The following is a 22,280-nucleotide window of genomic DNA, read 5'->3' as shown; positions in this document are numbered from 1 at the left end:
AAACAAGCAAACCTAAAAGAACCCTGGATCAAGAAGGATCTGCGATGACTGACCAACAGAACACTGCTGCGACCGAAGAAGAAACTGCACCGCAATTCTCCTTGCAGCGCATTTATGTGCGTGACCTGTCCTTCGAAGCTCCGAAAAGCCCGGCGATCTTCCGCCAGCAGTGGGAGCCGAGCGTCGCCCTGGATCTGAACACCCGTCAAAAGGCACTGGAATCGGACTTCCATGAAGTAGTGCTGACCCTGTCGGTTACCGTGAAAAACGGTGACGAAGTGGCGTTCATCGCTGAAGTGCAACAGGCCGGTATCTTCCTGATCAAGAACCTGGACGATGCTTCGATGAGCCACACCCTGGGTGCGTTCTGCCCGAACATCCTGTTCCCGTACGCTCGCGAAACCCTGGACAGCCTGGTGACCCGCGGTTCGTTCCCGGCACTGATGCTGGCCCCGGTGAACTTCGATGCGCTGTACGCGCAAGAGCTGCAACGCATGCAGGCTGCCGGCGAGACGCCGACCGTTCAGTAAAAGCTTCGTTTGCTCCATGAAAAAAGCGCCTTTGAAGGCGCTTTTTTCATGGAGCAAACGAAACCGCTGGATGCACGGCCCCCTGTAGGAGCTGCCGAAAGCTGCGATCTTTTGACTTTGATTTTTCAAGATCAAAAGATCGCAGCCTTCGGCAGCTCCTACATTGGGTCGTGGTGTTACTTGAAGTCGTTCTGGCGCCAGGCTTCGTACACGGCCACCGCCACGGTATTCGACAGGTTCAGGCTGCGGCAGCCTTCGCGCATCGGCAGGCGCAGGCGTTGCTCAGGGGGCAGGGCGTCCAGCACCTCGGCGGGCAACCCCCGGCTTTCCGGGCCGAACAGGAACGCATCGCCAGGGGCGAAGCTGGCATCGTGGAATGGCCGCGAGCCCTTGGTGGTGAAGGCGAACAGCCGTGGATGGCCGAGGCTTTCCAGGCAGCTGGGGAGGTCGGCGTGACGTTGCAAGGTGGCATACTCGTGGTAGTCGAGGCCGGCGCGGCGCAGGCGCTTGTCGTCCATCTCGAAGCCCAGCGGCTCGATCAAATGCAGGTGGCAGCCACTGTTGGCGCACAGCCTGATAACGTTGCCGGTATTCGGCGGAATTTCTGGTTGGAAAAGGATGACGTGAAACATGCACGGCTCCGAAGGTAAAGATGACGCGCATTCTACGCCGCAAGCAGGCGTGCGTTCGAAACTATTCCTGCGGGTGATGGGCTCGCTGGCGATCGTCGGGATGATGATCGGCCTGATGATCGGTCGACTGACCACGCCAGACCCGAGTCAGTTGCAGCAGGTTGAGGTGACGGGCGACGGGCTGGTGGTGTGGTTCAACAACGAACCCAAGGTCCATGGCGAAATCGTCGACGGCAGTGTCGCGCTGCTGTTTGGCGCCGAGGGCCAGGCGCAGAAAGGCCAGCTCAAGCTTGGCGGCAAGGATGTGAACTGGCGGGTACGTTCAAGCGATGGAGGGTTGCTGCTGACGCTGGTGGCGGCCCGGCCGCTGCTGGGCGAGTGGGCCGGTAGCGAGGTCGATGACCGCTGGCGGCTGGAGATCCATCTCCGGGAGCAATAAAAGAGGGAATCCCCGGCCTGCCTGTACCAAGGTTCCCGAAACGGGAGGCTCGTCGCGAGTGCGGTGTGAGCCTGGTGTAAAGAAGGAACCCCTGACCTGCCTGTATCAAGGGCCCCAAAACGGCTGGGCTCATCGCGGCTGCGGTGTGAGCCCGGTGTAAAGAGGGGAATCCCCGGCCTGCCTGTACCAAGGTCCCCGAAACCGGGTCGGTGATCTGAATCACCTGAAAGGGTTATTGCAGGGGGCGTGCCAGGTTTTCATATGTGGTAACAGAAAATTCTGAAGTAATACTCAAGGCCCCGTAATTCGGGGCTTTGGTGTTTTTTGGGGGTGAGTTTTGCGGCAGATGGAGGCGGTGTTTCGATTTAGCTTTCGTGCGCGATTGCGGTTCACGGTGCATTCAGTCGGTGCATTGATGGCTCTAAAAGCATCGCGAGCAAGCTCGCTCCCACAGGGTTCAATGGTGTCTACACGATAGTGAAAACGCCGAAAAACCACTGTGGGAGCGAGCTTGCTCGCGATTGGGCCTAACGATCAGCGAATAACTAAAGGCTGTTTAACCCTCATCCCCCTCATCATCATCCCCGCCATCCACCTTCATCCCCAATTCCTTGATCTTGCGCGTCAGGGTGTTACGCCCCCAACCCAGCAAAACGGCGGCATCGCGGCGGCGGCCGGCGGTGTGTTTGAGGGCGGTCTCGATCATGATCCGCTCGAAGGCCGGCACGGCGCTGTCGAGCAGGCTCGATTGACCACGGGCCAGCGCCTGGTCGGCCCATTGGCGCAGGGCTTGCTCCCAGTTGGTGACCGGTGCCGAATCCTGCGGCAGGCTCAGCAGCTCCGGCGGCAGGTCGCCGATGTGCACTTCGCGACCCGAAGCCATCACCGTGATCCAGCGGCAGGTGTTCTCCAGTTGGCGCACGTTGCCCGGCCACGGCAGGTTCTTGAGGTATTCCTCGGTTTCGCTTTTCAGCAACTTCGGCTCGACTGCCAGCTCCTGGGCTGCGCGGCTGAGGAAGTGCTTGGCCAGGGTCGGGATGTCTTCGCGACGATCCGACAAACGCGGGATGTGGATGCGGATCACGTTGAGGCGATGGAACAAGTCCTCGCGGAATTTCCCGGCATGCACCAGGGTTTCCAGGTTCTGGTGAGTCGCAGCGATGATGCGCACATCGACCTTCACCGGCACATGGCCGCCGACGCGGTAGAACTCGCCATCGGCCAGCACTCGCAGCAAGCGGGTCTGGGTGTCGGCGGGCATGTCGCCGATTTCATCGAGGAACAGCGTGCCGCCGTCCGCCTGTTCAAAACGCCCGCGACGCAGGTTGGCTGCGCCGGTGAACGCGCCTTTCTCGTGGCCGAACAGTTCGGATTCCATCAGGTCCTTGGGGATCGCCGCCATGTTCAACGCGATGAACGGCGAAGCGGCGCGCGGGCTGTGACGGTGCAGGGCGTGGGCCACCAGCTCTTTACCGGTACCGGATTCGCCATTGATCAGCACGGTGATGTTGGAGTGGCTCAGTCGACCAATGGCGCGAAACACCTCCTGCATCGCCGGCGCCTCGCCGATGATTTCCGGGGTGCGGGTCAGTGTCGGGGCGACTTCCAGGCCTTGCTGCTCCTGGGCGTGCTGGTTGGCGCGCTTGACCAGGGAAACCGCTTCGTCGACATCGAACGGCTTGGGCAGGTATTCGAAGGCGCCGCCCTGATAGGACGCGACAGCGCTGTCCAGATCGGAGTGAGCGGTCATGATGATGACCGGCAGCCGTGGATGCTGTTCGCGAATCCGTGCCAGAAGGTCCAGGCCGCTGGCGCCGGGCATGCGGATGTCGGAAATGATCACGTCCGGTTGTTGGCGCGCCAGGCGGCTCATCACGCCATCGGCGCTGTCGAAGCTTTGCGTGGTCATGCCTTCCTGTTGCAAGGCTTTTTCCAGGACCCAACGGATAGAACGGTCGTCATCGACGATCCACACGGTTTCACTACGGCTCATGTCGATGGGGCTCCTTGTTCCAGTGGCAGAAAGATCGAGAAGGTGGTGTGGCCGGGGTGGCTGTCACATTCGATCAGGCCCTGGTGCTGGCTGATGATGTTCTGGGTAATGGCCAGGCCGAGCCCGGTACCGTCCGGGCGTCCGCTGACCATGGGAAAGAAGATGGTTTCCTGAAGTTCCGCAGGGATGCCCGGACCGTTGTCGATGATCTCGATCTTGGTCACCAGGCGATGGCGCACATGGCCGATGGTGAATTGGCGCATGGTACGGCTGCGCAGGCTGATTCGGCCCAGGCGCAGCTCGTTCTGGCTGCTGATGGCCTGCATCGCGTTGCGCACGATGTTCAGTACGGCCTGAATCATCTGTTCGCGGTCGATCAATACGTCGGGAATGCTTGGGTCGTAGTCGCGCACCAGCGTGATGCAACCCTGGCTTTCGGCTTCCACCAGTTGGCAGACGCGCTCCAGCACTTCGTGGACATTGCACAGGGCCAGTGACGGCAGCTTGTTGGAGCCGAGCATGCGATCGACCAGGTTACGCAGGCGGTCGGCTTCTTCGATGATGACGTTGGTGTAGTCGCGCAGGCTTTCTTCCGGCAGTTCCCGGGCCAGCAATTGTGCCGCGCCACGAATCCCGCCCAAAGGGTTCTTGATTTCATGGGCGAGCCCGCGCACCAGCATCTTGCTGGTCTCCTGCTTGGAAAGCTGTGCTTCTTCCTTGGTGATCCGCAGCAAGCGGTCGCGAGGGTGGACTTCAAGCAGCAGCAGCGTGTCGCCATTGCTCAGAATCGGCGTTACCGCGTAGTCGACGGTCAGGGTCTGGCCGGTCAGGGCGGTCAGCATGGCTTCGCGCTTGGTGAACGGGTGGGCCTGTTCGACAGCCTGGCGCAAAGAGTTCAGCGCTTCGGTCGATTCGGTAAACAACTCGCTGATGAACTGTCCATGGCTGCGTTGGCCGCTGATGGCCAGCAGCATCTCCGCCGCCGGGTTCATGTACTCGAGGCGCAGTTCGGCATCGAGCAGAATGGTGGCGGTGGTGAGGTTGTCGAGTAGCAAACGGTGGAGTGCGTCGCTAATGGTCATCGGGACCTCTTTTGGGGCGGAGCATGCGCAAGAAACAAGTGTTGGTAATTAGAAGTTGCAAAAAGTAAACCAAGGCTCCGAAAAGAAGCGCCAAAGGCCTGAAACAGGCGTTTGACGCTCGCTTGCGTGGCGTTCTGCCGGCTTTCACGGGTAATTTCGAACCAAAATGGGTTGGAATGTGAGTACGGTGCAAGCAGTTGCACCAATATAGTGCGCAAACCTGAATGAGGTTAAAAAAGTCGCAGGAAAGGATTTTTTTCTTCGGCGGGTTTGTCGTTCAGCGGGCATTCCGGCCGCTGGCCGTAGTCATCGAGGGTGCAGGGTTTGATCTTGCGCTTCTGGGCGAGAGACGTGCGCTGCATATGGAAGGGTTGGCTGGCGGTGCGTTCGATGATGCGTCCCTGTTCATCGATGATTTCCACGGACAGGGTATGGCTGCCGCGATCGATGTTGCTCAGCGGGAATACCGGACTCGGGCCGGGTTCAGCGGTGGGCTGGCCGTCGAGCAGCAACCGGTAGCGATGACCGGGTTGCAGGGCAGGTTCGTTGGTGACGCTGACGATGACTTCACCGGCGTTGCTGCGGATGGTCGCGTCGGGTTCCGGAACCAGGATGCGCAACAGGTCATAGTGGAACGGCGCTTGTACTTCGGGACTGTCTTCTGCATTCGACGGCGCTGCACGGGTGGGGTTGGCCGCCATTCGATTGCTATTTACCTGCGGTACACGCGTGGCGTTGCCGGGTTGGGGCTGGTCGGTGAAAACCCGATTGCCTTGGGGGTCAAGGTAAGTAAAAACCTGCGCCGACGTGGGCAGCGCAATGAAGCAGGCGATCAGTAGCCAGGCCTTCAAGGCGTGTGCACTCGTTGCACGGTGACGGTTGCGGTGGGGCTCTGCTGCACAACGTTATCGCCATCGATCACCTGCACGGCGAGGCGATGCTCGCCGCGATCGATGTTCACCAGTTGCAGGATCGGCACGTTGACTGGCTGGCCGTAGGGCTGGCCGTCCAGCAGCAGGCGCATCAGGTGGGGGCCTTGCAGGCGCGGCTTGATCAGCACGTTTATCGTGAAGGTGCCATTGTTGGCGCGCAGTGCTTCGGTATTGGGCAGGCCGGTCAGCTCCAGCACTTCATAGGGCTTTTGGGACTGCTCATTCGGGGCGGCTTCAGTAACAGGCGCGGCTTCGCCAGGCTGGCGCTCAATGCTGTTGAGGGGCGGCAAGTGGACCGGTTGGGCGCTGGTGCCGTCAGGCGGTTGATTGCTGTACGCAGTGGCGCCGTTGGCGTCTGTGTATTTGTAGATCTGCGCCATGGCGGGCAGGGCGATCAGCAGCAGGATGAACAGAAAACCACGACCCATGGAATCGACCGGAAGCGAAAGCGTTGGATTGCAGCATAGGTCAGGGGAGGTGGTTGTCCCAAGTAAAACAGGATCAAAAGATCGCAGCCTTCGGCAGCTCCTACATGGGATTGGCGTACATCCTGTAGGAGCTGCCGAAGGCTGCGATCTTTTGACTTTCGGCACAAAAAAGGCCTCCCGAAGGAGGCCTCTTTTTTGTCACGCCGCGTGCCGCAGCGCTACCGGATCAGCAGCTGTAGTACAGCTCGTATTCCAGTGGGTGTACGAAGGTACGTACCTTGATTTCTTCTTCGCTTTTCAGGGCGATGTAAGCGTCGATGAAGTCGTCGCTGAAAACGCCGCCTTTGGTCAGGAACGCACGACCTTTGTCCAGCTCTTCCAGGGCTTCTTTCAGGCTGCCGCAAACTTGTGGAATCTCTTTCGCCTCTTCAGGCGGCAGGTCGTACAGGTTTTTGTCAGCCGCATCGCCAGGGTGGATCTTGTTCTGGATGCCGTCCAGGCCAGCCATCAACAGTGCGGCGAAGCACAGGTACGGGTTGGCAGCCGGATCAGGGAAGCGTGCTTCGATACGGCGGGCTTTCGGGCTCGACACGTAAGGAATGCGGATCGAAGCGGAACGGTTGCGAGCCGAGTAGGCCAGCATCACTGGCGCTTCGAAGCCTGGAACCAGACGCTTGTAGGAGTTGGTTGCCGGGTTGGTGAAGCCGTTCAGGGCCTTACCGTGCTTGATGATGCCGCCGATGAAGTACAGGGCGGTGTCGGACAGGCCGGCATAGCCTTCGCCTGCGAAGGTGTTCTTGCCATCTTTCCAGATGGACATGTGCACGTGCATGCCCGAGCCGTTGTCGCCGTACAGAGGCTTAGGCATGAAGGTCGCGGTGCGGCCGTAGGCATCGGCAACGTTGTGCACGACGTACTTCAGGGTTTGGGTTTCGTCGGCTTTCTTCACCAGGGTGTTGAACTTGACGCCGATTTCGTTCTGGCCGGCAGTTGCCACTTCGTGGTGGTGAACTTCGACGGTCAGGCCCATTTCTTCCAGTGCGTTGCACATGGAGGTACGGATTTCGTGGTCGTGGTCGAACGGTGGAACCGGGAAGTAGCCGCCTTTGACGCCTGGACGGTGGCCCTTGTTGCCGCCTTCGATGTCCTGGTCGGACATCCAGGAGCCTTGTTCGGAGTAGATCTTGAACATGGAACCGGAAATGTCGGACTTGAACTTCACCTGGTCAAAGATGAAGAACTCTGGCTCTGGACCTGCGAATACGGTGTCACCGATACCGGTGGCTTTCAGGTGCTCTTCGGCGCGCTTGGCGATCGCACGTGGGTCGCGGTCGTAGCCTTGCATGCTCGAAGGCTCGATGATGTCGCAGACCAGGATCAGGGTCGGCTCTTCGGTGAACGGATCCAGAACGGCGGTGGAGTCGTCCGGCATCAGGATCATGTCGGAGGCTTCGATGCCTTTCCAGCCAGCGATGGAGGAACCGTCGAACATTTTGCCGACTTCGAAGAAGTCGTCATCCAGCGCATCGCGAGCCGGCATGGTCACGTGGTGCTGAGTGCCTTTGGTGTCCGTGAAGCGCAGATCAATCCATTTGACGTCATGATCTTTGATGAGTTGAACCGACTTCGACATAGTGTCCTCCGGGTGGCTTCGGGCTAGTAGTGGATGCCCTTAAATGTGGGTGATGCCGGCGCGAATACTCTGCCAAGGCAACCTGCCTCACAAGGGAGCAAATTGCATGCCAGTGCCCCAGCATGGGTTTTTTGCCCCAAAAACACGCTTATCAGCCATTAATGCGCTTTAAAGGCGAAAATACCGCCCCGTAATGTGGCGTCAAAATGAATAAATGACCCGTTTTGGTGCGCGCAAAACCTTCTGCACATTAACTGGTTAAACCTTGAGCAATTTCCGCTATAATCCGCGCCCCCCTTTTTCGGCAGGCCCTGCGCGCGCTGTTTCCATGAAATTAATCGTAAAAGTCTTCCCCGAGATCACCATCAAGAGCCGCCCGGTACGGATGCGTTTCATCCGCCAATTGGCCAAGAACATCCGTGCCGTGCTCCGCGATCTGGACCCGGCTGTGGTGGTGAACGGCGTGTGGGACAACCTCGAGCTGGAAACCCGCGTCAGCGACCCCAAGGCCCTGAAGGAGATGGGCGAGCGCCTGAGCTGCATGCCCGGCGTCGCGCACTTCCTGCAGATCGACGAGTACCCGCTGGGCGATTTCGACGACATCGTCGAGAAGTGCAAGCAGCACTACGGCGATGCACTGGCCGGCAAGATCTTCTCGGTGCGCTGCAAGCGTGCCGGCAAGCACCCGTTCAGCTCGATCGACATCGAAAAATATGTCGGCAGCCAGTTGCGCCGTCAGTGCGGTGCCGCCGGGATCGACCTGAAAAAGCCTGAAATCGAAGTCCGCATCGAAGTTCGCGACCAACGGTTGTTCGTGATCCACAGCCAGCACAACGGCATCGGCGGATATCCGCTGGGCGCCCTGGAGCAGACGCTGGTGCTGATGTCCGGTGGCTTCGACTCCACCGTGGCGGCCTACCAGATCATGCGCCGCGGCCTGATGGCGCATTTCTGCTTCTTCAACCTGGGCGGACGTGCCCACGAACTGGGCGTCATGGAAGTCGCGCATTTCATCTGGAAGAAGTACGGCAGCTCCCAACGCGTGCTATTTGTCAGTGTGCCGTTCGAGGAAGTGCTGGGCGAAATTCTCGGCAAAGTCGATAACAGTCATATGGGCGTAGTATTGAAGCGTATGATGTTGCGCGCTTCCTCCCGGATTGCCGATCGACTGCACATCGACGCACTGGTCACCGGTGAGGCGATCTCCCAGGTGTCGAGCCAGACGCTGCCGAACCTGTCGGTGATCGATTGCGTGACCGACAAGCTGGTCTTGCGGCCACTGATCGTCGCGCACAAGCAGGACATCATCGACACGGCCAACGAAATCGGCACCGCCGATTTCGCCCGGCACATGCCGGAGTACTGCGGGGTCATTTCGGTCAATCCGAAGACCGCGGCCAAGCGCTATCGCGTCGAGCACGAAGAGAAAGAATTCGATATGGCGGTGCTCGAGCGTGCGCTCGAAAACGCCAAGCTGGTGCCGATCGATCGCGTGATCGACGAATTGGGCCAGGACTTGCAGATTGAAGAAGTCAGCGAAGCGCTGGCCGGTCAGATCGTCATCGACATCCGTCACCCGGATGCCGCTGAAGACGACCCGCTGGAACTCGCTGGCATCGAGGTACAAACGATGCCGTTTTATGCAGTGAACGCTCGTTTCAAGGAACTGGACCCTACTCGCCAGTACCTGCTGTATTGCGACAAAGGCGTGATGAGTCGCCTGCATGCCCACCATTTGCTCAGTGAGGGGCATGCCAATGTGCGCGTTTATCGACCGAGCTAAGTGCCCGGGGCTGTTTGCCTGTGGCCTGCGTCACCGGCCCCCCGACGCCACCGTCAAGCTGTAACGGCTTTCACGGACGCTACTGTTAATCGCTGCCAAGACTTGTCAGCACACCGAATCCTCTGATCGAGATACACAAGTGATCGAAAATCTACGCAACATCGCCATCATTGCCCACGTTGACCATGGTAAAACCACCCTGGTAGACAAACTCCTGCGTCAGTCCGGCACCCTGGAGCGCAACGAGCTCAACGACGAGCGCGTGATGGACTCCAACGACCAGGAAAAAGAGCGCGGTATTACCATTCTGGCGAAAAACACCGCCATCAACTGGAACGGCTACCACATCAACATCGTGGACACCCCGGGCCACGCCGACTTCGGCGGCGAAGTTGAACGCGTAATGTCGATGGTCGACTCCGTTCTGCTGCTGGTTGACGCTCAAGACGGCCCTATGCCGCAAACCCGTTTCGTGACCAAGAAGGCTTTCGAAGCCGGCCTGCGTCCAATCGTGTGCATCAACAAGGTTGACCGTCCAGGCGCGCGTCCGGACTGGGTTCTGGACCAGATCTTCGACCTGTTCGACAACCTGGGCGCCACCGAAGAACAGCTGGACTTCAAAGTCGTCTACGCCTCGGCCCTGAACGGTATTGCCGGTCTGGACCACACCGAAATGGCTGAAGACATGACCCCGCTGTACCAGTCGATCGTCGACAACGTACCGGCGCCGAAAGTCGACCGTGACGGTCCGTTCCAGATGCAGATCTCCGCACTGGACTACAACAGCTTCCTGGGTGTTATCGGCGTTGGCCGTATCGCTCGCGGTCGCGTCAAGCCGAACACCCCGGTTGTGGCTATCGGCGCCGACGGCAAGAAGCGTAACGGTCGTATCCTGAAGCTGATGGGTCACCACGGTCTGCACCGTGTAGACGTTGAAGAAGCTGCTGCAGGCGACATCGTGTGCATCAGCGGTATGGACTCGTTGTTCATCTCCGACACCCTGTGCCACCCGGACACCGTTGAAGCGATGAAGCCGTTGACCGTCGACGAGCCAACCGTTTCCATGACCTTCCAGGTAAACGACTCGCCATTCTGCGGTAAAGAAGGCAAGTTCGTGACTTCCCGTAACATCAAGGAACGTCTGGACAAAGAGCTGCTGTACAACGTTGCACTGCGCGTTGAAGAAGGCGACTCGGCTGACAAGTTCAAGGTTTCCGGCCGTGGCGAACTGCACCTCTCGGTACTGATCGAAACCATGCGTCGCGAAGGCTTCGAAATGGCTGTAGGCCGTCCGGAAGTGATCATCCGTCTGGTTGACGGCGTGAAGCACGAACCGTTCGAAAACGTCACCATCGACCTGCCGGAAGAATCCCAGGGCAAGGTGATGGAAGAGATGGGCCTGCGTAAGGGCGACCTGACCAACATGGTGCCGGATGGCAAGGGCCGTGTACGTCTGGAATACAACATCCCTGCTCGTGGTCTGATCGGTTTCCGTAACCAGTTCCTGACCCTGACCAACGGCGCTGGCATCCTGACCTCGATCTTCGACCGTTACGACGTGATGAAGTCCGGCGACATGTCCGGCCGTCAGAACGGCGTTCTGGTTTCGGTTGAAACCGGCAAGGCACTGACCTACTCCCTGGAAACCCTGCAGGCGCGTGGCAAGCTGTTCGTAGAACACGGTCAGGAAATCTACAACGGTCAGATCGTTGGTCTGAACAGCCGTGACAACGACCTGGGCGTCAACCCTACCAAGGGCAAGAAGCTCGACAACATGCGTGCTTCGGGTAAAGACGAAACCATCGCTCTGGTTCCACCTGTTCGCTTCACCCTGGAACAGGCTCTGGAATTCATCCAGGACGACGAGCTGTGTGAAGTGACGCCTAAGTCCATCCGTCTTCGCAAGAAGATCCTGGACGAAAGCGAGCGTACCCGCGCTGCCAAGAAAGCCAAGGCATAAGATTTAGCCCCGGCTGAACGAAAACGCCCCCGGTCGAAAGGCCGGGGGCGTTTTTGTTTGTCTGCGGTTTGTGCGGTGTTTGTGCCGGCCTCATCGCGAGCAAGCTCGCTCCCACAGGGGTTCTGTGGTGTTCACACAATTTGTGGTTCACCTCGAACACTGTGGGAGCGAGCTTGCTCGCGATGGCGGCCGATCAACCGCCACTGGTTTCAGGAAATATCAGAACCGCTCGATACTGCGCGAATTCCGCTCGCGCTCCACTTCCTTCGGCTTGTACGCGCAATACCCCGGCCGCGGGCCGATTTTCGGGTGATTGCGGCAAGTATCCGGGCGCTTATCATAAATAGTGCACAGACGGCTCTTACGATCCAGATACAGGCAATCGTTGTTGCTCATGCGCTGGAGGGTAAAGATTCCCGACTTCTGGTTGAAACGCTCGACCAGACCTTCCTTTTGCAGGCGTTTGGCGATGTTCTTCGGCGGATCGCCCAGCTCGAACTCATCGACCACGCCGATGCGGATCAGGTCCTTGATCTTGACCTCGACAGGCAGGGTGCAGCAGCTGGACATGCACGAGCCGCACATCGGGGCAGAGTACTTGGCCCAGGTATCGAGGCGGTCGATCTCTGCGGCAGCGATCAGGTTCGGCTTCATCATCGTTTGTTACCAGCGTGTGCATCAGGGCGCGCGATCATACCGGGACTGGTGGATTTTTGAACAACCTTTCGCCAGATTTTTTCACTGCCGGCCAATAAACCGCTAATCCGGCACGGCCCCTGCATTGAATCAGGTACTCGACAATGTATTGCCGACCCGATTCGCACTTACAGGAAAAACTGCCGAACCAGAGCCTGTACCGCCTGTCAGACCGTCTAGGCTCAGACAACTCCAAGCTCGCTCGAGGTCCTATCGATGACTCAAGAACCACTTGTTCGCGAAGCAGAGGTGGCCGCATTCCGCGACGCCGTCTTGACCAAACTCACTTATGCAGTGGGTAAAGACCCGGATCACGCCTTCGACCATGACTGGTTCGAAGCCATTGCCCTGGCCGCGCGGGATCACATGGTCGAGCACTGGATGGACCACACGCGGCAGATCTACCGCAAAGGCCAGAAGCGCGTTTATTACCTTTCCCTCGAATTCCTCATCGGCCGGCTGCTGTTCGACAGCCTGAGCAACCTCGGCCTGCTCGACGTGGCGCGCGAAGCCCTGACCGAACTCGGCGTCGACCTTGAGCGCATCCGTCTGCTGGAGCCCGACGCGGCCTTGGGCAACGGCGGCCTCGGGCGTCTGGCGGCGTGTTTCCTGGAAAGCATGTCGACCCTCGGCATCGCCGGTCATGGCTACGGCATCCGCTATGAACACGGGTTGTTTCGCCAGGCGATTGTCGACGGCTGGCAGCAGGAGCAGACCGAACACTGGCTGGATTTCGGTAACCCGTGGGAGTTCGAGCGGCCGGAAGTGGTCTATACCATTGGTTTCGGCGGCAGTGTCGAGACCCTGACCGACGACACCGGCAAATCCCGGCAAGTCTGGTCCCCGGCGGAAACCGTGCGGGCGATTGCCTACGACACGCCGGTGGTCGGCTGGCGCGGGGCGAGCGTCAACACGTTGCGCCTGTGGCGCGCCCGGGCCATGGAAGATCTGCACCTGGAGCGTTTCAACGCCGGTGACCACCTGGGCGCCGTGGCCGAAGTGGCCCGGGCCGAAAGCATCTCCCGGGTGCTGTACCCGGCGGACAGCACCGAGGCTGGCCAGGAGTTGCGCTTGCGCCAGGAGTACTTCTTCGTCGCCGCCTCGTTGCAGGATCTGCTGCGCCGCCATCGCAACATGCACACTTCGGTTCTAACTCTGGGCGATCACGCCTCGATCCAGCTCAACGACACGCACCCCTCGATTGCCGTGGCTGAACTGATGCGGCAACTGGTCGACGTCTATGACGTGGCATGGGATGCGGCGTGGCAGGTCACCGTCGATACGCTCTCCTACACCAACCACACCTTGTTGCCCGAAGCGCTGGAAACCTGGCCGGTCGGCTTGATGGAGCGCATGTTGCCGCGGCACATGCAGATCATTTACCTGATCAACGCCCATCACATCGACTCCCTGCGGGCCAAAGGCATCCACGACTTCGACGTGCTGCGCGCGGTGTCGCTGATCGAGGAAGACAACGGTCGTCGGGTGCGCATGGGCAACCTGGCGTTTCTCGGCTCCCACAGCGTCAACGGCGTGTCCGGTTTGCACACGCAACTGATGCGCAAGACAGTGTTCTCCGAACTGCACAAGCTGTACCCGGAGCGAATCAACAACAAGACCAATGGCATTACCTTCCGCCGCTGGCTGTACCAGGCCAACCCCGAGCTGACCTCGATGCTGGTCGATGCCCTGGGCCCCGAGGTGCTGGACAACCCGGAAGAGCGTCTGCTAGCCCTCGAGCCGTTCGCCGAGAAAAGCGCGTTCCGCAAAGCGTTCGCCGAGCAACGCCTGCACAGCAAGAAAGCCCTGGCGTACCTGATTCATGAGCGGTTGGGCGTGGCGGTCAACCCGGCGGCGATGTTCGACGTGCAGGTCAAGCGCATCCATGAGTACAAACGCCAGTTGCTCAACCTGATGCACACCGTGGCGTTGTACCAGGCAATCCGCGCCGAACCTGAAATCGACTGGGTGCCACGGGTGAAGATATTCGCCGGCAAGGCTGCCGCGAGTTATCACCAGGCCAAACTGATCATAAAACTGACCAATGACATCGCCCGGGTGGTGAACAACGACCCGACCGTGCGCGGCTTGCTCAAAGTGGTGTTCCTGCCCAACTACAACGTCAGCCTGGCGGAGAGCATCATTCCGGCGGCGGACTTGTCCGAGCAAATCTCCACCGCCGGCTTCGAAGCGTCAGGCACCAGCAACATGAAGTTCGGCCTGAACGGCGCGCTGACCATCGGCACCCTGGACGGGGCCAACGTGGAAATGTGCGACCGCATTGGTGCCGAGCATATGTTCATCTTCGGCCTCAGCGCGCAGCAGGTGGAGGCGCGCAAGCAGAACCATGAGTTCAGCGCCGTACCGGACATCGCCGCGTCCCATCGCCTGAACGATGTGCTGCAAGCGATTCGTGGGGGGGTGTTCTCGCCGGATGATCCGTCCCGCTACACCGGGTTGATCGATTCGCTGGTGGATTACGACCGCTTCCTGGTCTGCGCCGACTTCGATTCCTACTGGCATGCGCAGATGCGCGTCGAAGCCCATTGGCACGATTCGAAGGAGTGGTGGCGTTCAGCGGTGTTGAACACGGCGCGGATGGGCTGGTTCTCATCGGACCGGACCATTCGCGAGTACGCCACGGAAATCTGGAAGGCGCTGGAGTAAGTCTTCAGGCAGGTGGATATACTGGCGCGCCGGAAAAGATCGCAGCCTTCGGCAGTTCCTACACCCATCCTGTAGGAGCTGCCAAAGGCTGCGATCTTTATGGATACGGCTGAGCTAATCTTTCCGGATTGGCCAATGCGCTTAGGGATATCGACCATGCAATGGATGTTCATGCTGATAGGGCTGGTGCTCGGCTGGATACTCGACGAGTCATTCAGCGATGCGCTGCTGGGCGCATTACTCGGATTGGGTATCGGCCAGGCCCTTCGCTTGGCGCGCATGGACTCGCAGGCCGTCGAGCAGCGGCGTTTGCTGGAGCAGGCGCAGGCAGCCCTGCAAGCGGTCGAGCAACGGCTGACGCTGCTCGAAGCATCGGGCGGCAAGGCGCCGGAAACCCGCGAACCACTTGTCTCACCTGAAACCTTCCTTGATGAAGCCCCTGCCGCAGCCACGGAATTGATCTGGGAACTGCCGCCCGAACTCGAGCCAATCCAGGCAGCGGCCAGCGAAATCAGGCGTCCGGCCGCCGATGCCTGGAAGCCAGAACCGACCGCTCGCGAAGCACAATCGCCTGGCTCCCCGCGTGGCCCTAATCTCATCGATCGTGCCATCAGTCGCGCCCGCGCCTGGTTGTTCGGCGGCAATACCGTGTTGCGCGTCGGCGTGGTGCTGCTGTTCCTCGGCCTGGCCTTTCTACTGCGCTATGCCACTGAAGGCGTGGTGGTGCCGGTTGAGTTGCGCTACGCAGGCGTGGCTGCCACAGCACTGGGGCTGCTCGGGCTGGGTTGGTGGTTGAGGGCCCGCAACAGCAGTTACGCGTTGATCCTCCAGGGTGCCGGGATCGCCGTGATGTACCTGACGGTGTTTGCCGCGATGCGCCTGCATCCGTTGCTCGATCCCTCGGCGGGGTTTGGCTTGCTGGTGGCGGTGACGGTCTGTTCGGCGATTCTCGCCATTGCCCAGGATTCCCTGGGGCTGGCCGCCGCGGCCGCCCTTGGCGGATTCGCCGCGCCCCTCCTGGCCTCCACCGGCGCCGGCAGCCATGTCGCGCTGTTCAGCTACTTTACCCTGCTCAACGCCGGCATCTTCGCCATCGCCTGGTTCAAGGCCTGGCGTCTGTTGAATGTCATCGGCTTCACCGGCACCTTCGGCATCGGATTCGCCTGGGGCCTGCGCTCCTACTCGCCGGAGCTGTTGTGGAGCACCGAGCCGTTTCTGATTTTGTTTTTCCTGATGTACGTGGCCATTGGTCTGCTGTTCGCCCGGCGCAGATTGATGGAAATGGGCGATACACCCGCAGACGACAGTCGCGAAGCACTGCTGCGCTGGTCTGCGCGCAAGGGTGACTACGTCGACGGCACGCTGCTGTTCGGCCCGCCACTGGCGGGTTTCGGCTTGCAGTTCGCGCTGGTGCAGCATCTGGAATTCGCTGCTGCATTCAGTGCTTTGGCAATGGGCATGATCTACATGGGGCTTGCCCGTTGGCTGATGGTCGGGCGTACGCTGTTGTTGGGCGAAACCTGCCTGGCCCTGGGCGTGATCTTCGCCAGCCTGGCGATACCGCTGGGGCTCGATGCGCGCTGGACGACGGCCGCATGGGCGGTGGAAGGCGCGGGGATCTTCTGGCTCGGTCTGCGCCAACAAAGGCCACTGGGCCGGGCCTTTGCCTTGCTGCTGCAATTGGGGGCGGCGCTGGCGTTTCTCAGCGAGCTGCACGTCAGCGAGAGCAGCCTGCTCGGTGGTGTACCGCTGGGCGCGCTGTTGCTGGGCATCGCGTTGCTGTTCAGCTTTTACCAATTGCGTAAAGCCTTGCCGCAGCAGATCAGGCCATGGGAGCTCAATGGTCTGCCGGTATTGGCTTGTCTCGGGCTGGCGTTTCTCTATTTGCTGGCACCCTTGTTTTTCTTCAGCCACGGCACGGTGATCAGTTGGGCCTTGGCCGGGGCGCTTACGCTGTTTGTTGGTATGCACCTGCAGTCGCGCACGTTCGTGTTCACCGCGCTCGCTGTGCAATTGTTGGGTGGCGCGCTGTTCCTGACGGCAGGGCCGCAGTTCAGTGACGGTCTGCAGCCCCTGGCCCATGGCGGGTTCTGGGCGCCGCTGGTGCTGGGGCTGGCCGCGATGGTCGGGGCCTGGCGTTTGCAGATCGGTCATTCGCTCACCGCGTTCAAAGGGCTGAGTCTGTTGCGCTTGTCCCAGGCGTTGCTGGTGTGGGGCGCGGGTTGGTGGGCGCTGGCCTGGGTCATCGAAGTGCTGCATTTTGCGCCGCAGTCGATGCAGGCGACTTTGTTGTTGGGCATCGCTGCCGTGAGTGTTGCGCTGTGGACGGTATTGGCGCTGCGCCTGAAATGGCCGTCACTGGGTGGACTCGGCACGGTGTTGATTCCCGCTGCGGCACTGGTGCTGCTCGCGGCCTGGCACTCGCGTTATCACCCGGCGGCCAACTTCGGCTGGCTGGCGTGGGCCGCCGTGTTCGTCGTGCATTTCATGTCCCTGCGACGCCTGGTGCCCATGCTGCCAGCGCCCGTGCTGAGCGTCGCCCATGTGCTCGGCTGCTGGCTGTTGATGGGCGTGCTGGCGCTGGAACTGCGTTACGCCTTGCTGGTGTTGTCCGAGCAATACAACGCCTGGCGCTGGTTGGGCTGGGCGATTCTGCCAAGCCTGTATCTGGTGTTGATGGCAGCGCCTCGCGCATGGCCTTGGCCGGTGTCGGCCTATCCTCGGGAGTACCGCGTGTACGCCGCTGCGCCGCTGGCCTTGCTGATGCTCGGCTGGTTCTGGCTGGCAAATATCGCCAGTGAGGGCAACGCCGAGCCACTGCCTTACGTGCCATTGATCAACCCGCTGGAGCTGGGCCTGTTGTTTGCGTTGTTCGGCGTCTATGTCTGGTCGCGCAGCGCCATGCCCCAACTGGATGTCCGCAAGGAGTACGCCGCCATTGCCACGCAAGGGGTCGCAGGTGCCTCGTTGTTCGTGTTCTTTACGGCCTTGGTGATGCGCACGATGCACCATTGGAGCGCGGTGCCGTTCGAGCTGGATCTGTTGCTGGAGTCGATGCGAGTACAGGCCGGCCTGTCCATTGTCTGGACCTTGATGGCCCTGAGCCTGATGATCGGCGGCCATTTGCGTCGCCGTCGCGAAGTCTGGCTGATCGGTGCGGCCTTGATTGGCGTGGTCGTGGCCAAGCTGTTTTTTGTCGAATTGAGCAATCGCGGCGGGCTGGCGCGAATCGTGTCGTTTATTGGTGTTGGCGTGTTGCTGCTGGTGGTGGGTTATTTCGCTCCGCTACCGCCCAAACGTGCCGAAGCCGTGCCGGATAGCGGGAAGCCGGTCCCGGAATCACAAGGAGTGTCGTCTTGAGTCAGAAGCTGAACCTGGGTTGGCTGGGCATTGTTGCCATGGGTGTGGTGTTGTCGGCGGTTGCCCAGGAAAAACCGGCGGACTTCACCACCCAAGTGCCTTTGTCGGTAACGGGCGAAGGACCTTGGTATCGCCTTGAACTGCCCCTGAGCGTACAACTGAATGCACGGCAGGCTGACTTGAGCGATGTGCGTGTATTCAACGCCGTGGGTGAAGTTCAGGCTTATGCCTTGGCCCGGGAGGCGGCGCGGAGCAATGAAACGCGTACCTTGACCGAGGTGAAATGGTTTCCGCTGTACAACTCGGTGGACGCCACTGAAACCGCGCCGAGTGTGCGGGTGCAATCGAGCACCAACGGCACCTTGGTCGAGGTGCAGCCCTCCAGTCAGCTGGAGGCGGGTGAGGAGGAGTTGCGCGGCTGGTTGCTGGACGCGTCCGCTATCAAGGCGCCATTGCAGCAATTGATTCTCGACTGGACCAGCGAACGCGACGGCTTCCAGCGTTTCACCGTCGAAGCCAGCGATGATCTGCAGCATTGGCAGTCCTGGGGCGAAGGGCAGGTGGCGCGCTTGACCTTTTCCGACGAGCGGGTCGAACAGCATGAGGTCAACCTGCCGGGCCAGTCGGCGCGTTACCTGCGGTTGCTGTGGATCACTCCGCATTCGGCGCCGACACTGACTTCGGCGCAACTGCAAAGCGCCAGTACCCGCAGCCTGCCGCTGCCGTTGGTCTGGTCCCAGGCGTTGACCGGCAGCAGCGTGAAGGCGGGTGAATACACCTGGCAGTTGCCGATGGGGCTGAATGTCGAGCGGGTGCAGGTCGAGTTGAGCCAGCCCAACAGCCTGGCGCCAGTGAGCCTGGCCGGCCGGCGCGACAGCAGCCTGCCATGGCAGCCGTTGGGCAGTGGTTTGCTCTATCGCCTGACGCAGAATGGTCAGGACGCGGTGCAAAACCAATTGCAGTTGTCTGGGCAAATCGTCCAGCAATTGAAACTGACCGTGGACGAACGTGGTGGCGGCCTGGGTGATCAGGCGCCGACGCTGAAGTTTGCCATGCGCGCCACGCAACTGGTGTTTCTGGCACGTGGGCCAGGGCCATACACGCTGATGGTGGGGAATGCCGCGGCGAAGGCAGCCAACTTGCCGCTGTCGACGCTGATTCCGGATTACAGCCCGCAGAAGCTGGCGACCCTGGGCCGTGCCCTGGTGGATGTCGGGGCGGTGGCGACGCAGCCGTCGGCTGGCGCCACGTCTGCGCCGGTCGACAGCCACTGGAAGAAATTCGGGTTGTGGGCGGTGTTGCTGCTCTGCGTGGTGTTTCTGGCGGCGATGGCGTTCAGTTTGCTGCGCAAGCCTTCTGTCAAATCCTGACCGTGGGTGCTGCGCACCCAATCGCGAGCAAGCTCGCTCCCACAGGTATTGCGCTGTCCCTGTGGGAGCGAGCTTGCTCGCGATAGCGGTATATCAGTCAATAAAAATGCTGAGATGAGCGCTACTTTCCAGCTCACACCCCGCCCATTTCCATCTACGCTCAACCCCGCGCATGAACTCTCTTCGGCGGATCACGTCTGATAGGAGGAAATGCGCCCCGACTCGCGTTAAACTGCGCGGGTTTTTAGCCCCCCATTCCACCGGAGCCTTCCATGTCCCGCGTTACCTTGAGTCGCTATTTGATTGAGCAGACCCGCAGCAACAACACTCCTGCCGATCTGCGCTTCCTGATCGAAGTGGTGGCGCGTGCCTGCAAGGAGATCAACCACGCCGTGTCCAAAGGCGCCCTGGGTGGTGTACTGGGCAGCATGGGCACTGAAAACGTCCAGGGCGAAGTGCAGAAGAAGCTCGACGTGATCTCCAACGAAATCCTGCTCGAAGCCAACGAATGGGGCGGTCACCTGGCCGGCATGGCGTCCGAAGAAATGGACAACGCCTACCAGATCCCGGGCAAATACCCGAAAGGCGCGTACCTGCTGGTATTCGACCCGCTGGACGGTTCGTCGAACATCGACATCAACGCCCCGGTCGGCACTATCTTCTCGGTACTGCGTTGCCCGAACGAATACCTGAGCCAGAACGAACCTTTGAATGAAAAGGCCTTCCTGCAGCCAGGCACCCAGCAAGTGGCCGCCGGTTACGCGATCTACGGTCCACAGACCATGCTGATCCTGACCCTGGGCGACGGCGTGAAAGGCTTCACCCTGGACCGTGAAATGGGCAGTTTCGTACTGACCCACGAGAACATCACCATTCCTGAAGCCACCCAGGAATTTGCCATCAACGCGTCCAACCAGCGTCACTGGGAAGCACCGGTACAGCGCTACGTCGGCGAATTGCTGGCAGGCGATGAAGGCCCGCTGAAAAAGAACTACAACATGCGCTGGGTCGCCGCGATGGTCGCCGACGTGCACCGCATCCTGACCCGCGGCGGTCTGTTCATGTACCCACGTGACAGCCGCGAGCCGTCCAAGCCGGGCAAGCTGCGCCTGATGTACGAAGCCAACCCGATGTCGTTCCTGGTGGAGCAGGCGGGCGGCGCGTCCACCGACGGCCACCAGCGCATCCTCGACATCCAGCCCGAAGGCCTGCACCAGCGTGTGGCGGTGTTCCTCGGTTCGAAAGAAGAAGTAGCCCGCGTCACGGCTTATCACAAGGAATAATCCATGACTGCGCCCTGGCAGCCGTTGCTTGATTGGTGGTTCGGAAGCTCCGGATCGGCGAGCGAAGTGGCGGCGCAGAAGGGCAGGTTGTGGTTCGGCAAGCGCGACAGCCAGGACCTCGAAGCGCGTGAGCGTTTCGGGGACTGGGTCGAGCAGGCACTGGCCGGCGGATTGACCGAGTGGATGCAACGTCCCGAAGGTTGGCTGGCCCTGGTGCTGTTGCTCGATCAACTCCCGCGAATGATCTTTCGCGATTCTCCCAAGGCTTTTTCCGGTGACATCAGGGCTCAGGCACTGGTGGCGCAAGGCATTGCCGCGGATTTCGACCGGCAGTTGCAGCCGATCCAGCGGGTGTTCATCTACCTGGTGTTCGAGCATAGCGAGAACCTGGCGGTGCAGAATGAAGGTGTCTCGCGCTATATCGAATTGGTGGCGCAGCAGCCGGAAAGCGATCGGGCACTGTTCAGCGATTACCTGGACTATGCCGAGCGGCATCAGCAAGTGATTGCGCAGTTTGGGCGGTTTCCGCATCGCAATGCGGTGTTGGGGAGGGCGTCTACTGCTGAGGAGTTGGCGTTTCTGTCGAAGCCTGGGTCGAGGTTCTAGATCTTCATGGCGGCTGATGCCGCCTTCGCGGGCAAGCCCGCTCCCACAGGGAACTTTGTCGCACTGGAGATCCAGTGTGGGAGCGGGCTTGCTCGCGAAGGGGCCGGTGAGTGCGCCTTAGATCCTGAAGCTTCCCACCAACTGCTTCAACCGCGCCGCCTGCTGCTCAAGATCGGCACACGCACGCAAGGTCGCCTGCAGGTTCTCCACGCCTTCCTGGTTCAGCGTATTGATTTCGGTGATGTCGACGTTGATCGACTCCACCACGGCCGTCTGTTCTTCAGTGGCGGTGGCGACCGACTGGTTCATGCCATCGATCTCACCAATGCGCTGGGTCACGCTGCCCAGGCGTTCGCCGGCCTGGTTGGCGATGCCGACGCTGCTTTCGCTCTGGCGCTGGCTGTCGGTCATGATGCCCACCGCTGCGCGGGCACCGACTTGCAGCTCTTCGATCATCGTCTGCACTTGCTGCGCTGAGTCCTGGGTGCGGTGAGCGAGGTTGCGCACCTCATCGGCCACCACGGCAAAACCGCGACCGGCCTCACCGGCGCGGGCCGCTTCGATGGCGGCGTTGAGCGCCAGCAGGTTGGTCTGCTGGGAGATGCTGGTGATCACTTCCAGGATCTGCCCGATGTTGACCGTGTTGCTGTTGAGGGTTTCGATGTTGCCGCACGAGTCGCTGATCTTCGCCGACAACTGTTGCATCGCCGCGATGGTTTTATCCACCACTTGCTGGCCGTCTTCGGCCAGGCTGCGGGCGTCGCTGGAGTGCTGCGAGGCGAGGGCGGCGTTCTGCGCGATTTCCTGGGCGGCGGCGCCGAGCTGGTTGATCGCCGCGGCCACACTGCTGGTGCGCGAGGCTTGCTGGTCGGAGTTGTACATCGAC

The 22,280-nt window shown here is 60.5% G+C and carries 17 protein-coding genes; 9 read left to right on the top strand and 8 right to left on the bottom strand.

What is annotated here, in order from left to right; all coding sequences use genetic code 11:
* Window positions 1–44: 44 nt before the first annotated feature.
* Complete coding sequence (gene secB / locus KW838_RS13990; protein WP_060544061.1) at window positions 45–530, top strand: protein-export chaperone SecB; 486 nt, start codon at window positions 45–47, stop codon at window positions 528–530.
* 176 nt (window positions 531–706) lie between these two features.
* Here secB and KW838_RS13985 read toward each other — a convergent pair whose 3' ends face one another.
* A complete protein-coding gene (locus tag KW838_RS13985) occupies window positions 707–1,162 on the bottom strand; it encodes a tRNA (cytidine(34)-2'-O)-methyltransferase (protein ID WP_102700277.1) in 456 nt (151 codons plus the stop codon).
* Between KW838_RS13985 and KW838_RS13980 the strand changes: the two genes are divergently transcribed.
* On the top strand, window positions 1,161–1,601 hold the full coding sequence (locus KW838_RS13980) for a hypothetical protein (protein WP_102700278.1): 441 nt from the start codon (window positions 1,161–1,163) through the stop codon (window positions 1,599–1,601). The two genes, KW838_RS13985 and KW838_RS13980, sit on opposite strands and share 2 nt — an antisense overlap.
* Before the next feature lie 556 nt (window positions 1,602–2,157).
* On the opposite strand, the gene ntrC is transcribed toward KW838_RS13980, so the two are convergent.
* The 5 genes from ntrC to glnA form a co-directional block, all read right to left on the bottom strand.
* Window positions 2,158–3,594 carry a nitrogen regulation protein NR(I) gene (gene ntrC, locus KW838_RS13975; protein ID WP_056852210.1) on the bottom strand — a complete coding sequence of 479 codons (1,437 nt, stop codon included), beginning with the start codon at window positions 3,592–3,594 and terminating at the stop codon, window positions 2,158–2,160.
* Window positions 3,591–4,676 carry a nitrogen regulation protein NR(II) gene (gene glnL / locus KW838_RS13970; RefSeq protein ID WP_218501355.1) on the bottom strand — a complete coding sequence of 362 codons (1,086 nt, stop codon included), beginning with the start codon at window positions 4,674–4,676 and terminating at the stop codon, window positions 3,591–3,593. The genes ntrC and glnL overlap by 4 nt, the downstream gene beginning before the upstream one ends.
* A gap of 230 nt (window positions 4,677–4,906) precedes the next feature.
* A complete protein-coding gene (locus KW838_RS13965) occupies window positions 4,907–5,527 on the bottom strand; it encodes a DUF4124 domain-containing protein (protein WP_218501354.1) in 621 nt (206 codons plus the stop codon).
* Window positions 5,524–6,036 carry a DUF4124 domain-containing protein gene (locus tag KW838_RS13960; protein ID WP_218501353.1) on the bottom strand — a complete coding sequence of 171 codons (513 nt, stop codon included), beginning with the start codon at window positions 6,034–6,036 and terminating at the stop codon, window positions 5,524–5,526. The genes KW838_RS13965 and KW838_RS13960 overlap by 4 nt, the downstream gene beginning before the upstream one ends.
* Window positions 6,037–6,262: 226 nt before the next feature.
* Complete coding sequence (gene glnA, locus KW838_RS13955; RefSeq protein ID WP_007970634.1) at window positions 6,263–7,669, bottom strand: glutamate--ammonia ligase; 1,407 nt, start codon at window positions 7,667–7,669, stop codon at window positions 6,263–6,265.
* 328 nt (window positions 7,670–7,997) lie between these two features.
* Between glnA and thiI the strand changes: the two genes are divergently transcribed.
* The gene (thiI, locus tag KW838_RS13950; protein ID WP_104451145.1) at window positions 7,998–9,452 is read left to right on the top strand and encodes a tRNA uracil 4-sulfurtransferase ThiI; all 1,455 of its coding nucleotides are present in this window, start codon (window positions 7,998–8,000) and stop codon (window positions 9,450–9,452) included.
* 139 nt (window positions 9,453–9,591) lie between these two features.
* A complete protein-coding gene (typA, locus tag KW838_RS13945; protein WP_007970631.1) occupies window positions 9,592–11,412 on the top strand; it encodes a translational GTPase TypA in 1,821 nt (606 codons plus the stop codon).
* A 219-nt stretch (window positions 11,413–11,631) separates the two neighbouring features.
* On the opposite strand, the gene KW838_RS13940 is transcribed toward typA, so the two are convergent.
* The gene (locus KW838_RS13940) at window positions 11,632–12,069 is read right to left on the bottom strand and encodes a YkgJ family cysteine cluster protein (RefSeq protein ID WP_007970630.1); all 438 of its coding nucleotides are present in this window, start codon (window positions 12,067–12,069) and stop codon (window positions 11,632–11,634) included.
* Between the two features lie 255 nt (window positions 12,070–12,324).
* On the opposite strand from KW838_RS13940, the gene KW838_RS13935 reads away from it, so the two are divergent.
* The 5 genes from KW838_RS13935 (at window position 12,325) to KW838_RS13915 (ending at window position 21,394) form a co-directional block, all read left to right on the top strand.
* Complete coding sequence (locus KW838_RS13935; RefSeq protein ID WP_102702598.1) at window positions 12,325–14,775, top strand: glycogen/starch/alpha-glucan phosphorylase; 2,451 nt, start codon at window positions 12,325–12,327, stop codon at window positions 14,773–14,775.
* A gap of 156 nt (window positions 14,776–14,931) precedes the next feature.
* Entirely contained in the window at window positions 14,932–18,135 is a 3,204-nt protein-coding gene (locus KW838_RS13930) for a DUF2339 domain-containing protein (protein ID WP_218501352.1), read from the top strand.
* On the top strand, window positions 18,132–19,505 hold the full coding sequence (locus KW838_RS13925; RefSeq protein ID WP_218501351.1) for a DUF3999 domain-containing protein: 1,374 nt from the start codon (window positions 18,132–18,134) through the stop codon (window positions 19,503–19,505). Before KW838_RS13930 ends, KW838_RS13925 begins: the two co-directional genes overlap by 4 nt.
* Before the next feature lie 272 nt (window positions 19,506–19,777).
* The gene (locus KW838_RS13920) at window positions 19,778–20,788 is read left to right on the top strand and encodes a class 1 fructose-bisphosphatase (protein WP_015093094.1); all 1,011 of its coding nucleotides are present in this window, start codon (window positions 19,778–19,780) and stop codon (window positions 20,786–20,788) included.
* 3 nt (window positions 20,789–20,791) lie between these two features.
* A complete protein-coding gene (locus KW838_RS13915) occupies window positions 20,792–21,394 on the top strand; it encodes a DUF924 family protein (RefSeq protein WP_007975528.1) in 603 nt (200 codons plus the stop codon).
* Between the two features lie 117 nt (window positions 21,395–21,511).
* Here KW838_RS13915 and KW838_RS29925 read toward each other — a convergent pair whose 3' ends face one another.
* Window positions 21,512–22,276, bottom strand: a complete 765-nt coding sequence (locus KW838_RS29925) for a methyl-accepting chemotaxis protein (RefSeq protein ID WP_371317842.1) — start codon at window positions 22,274–22,276, stop codon at window positions 21,512–21,514.
* Between the last annotated feature and the right edge of the window lie 4 nt (window positions 22,277–22,280).

The sequence above is a fragment of the Pseudomonas sp. PDM27 genome (assembly GCF_019219205.1).
GTDB lineage: Bacteria > Pseudomonadota > Gammaproteobacteria > Pseudomonadales > Pseudomonadaceae > Aquipseudomonas > Aquipseudomonas laurylsulfatiphila.
Note: the sequence above shows the minus strand (reverse complement) of the source record. Positions and strands in the feature narration are given on the sequence as shown.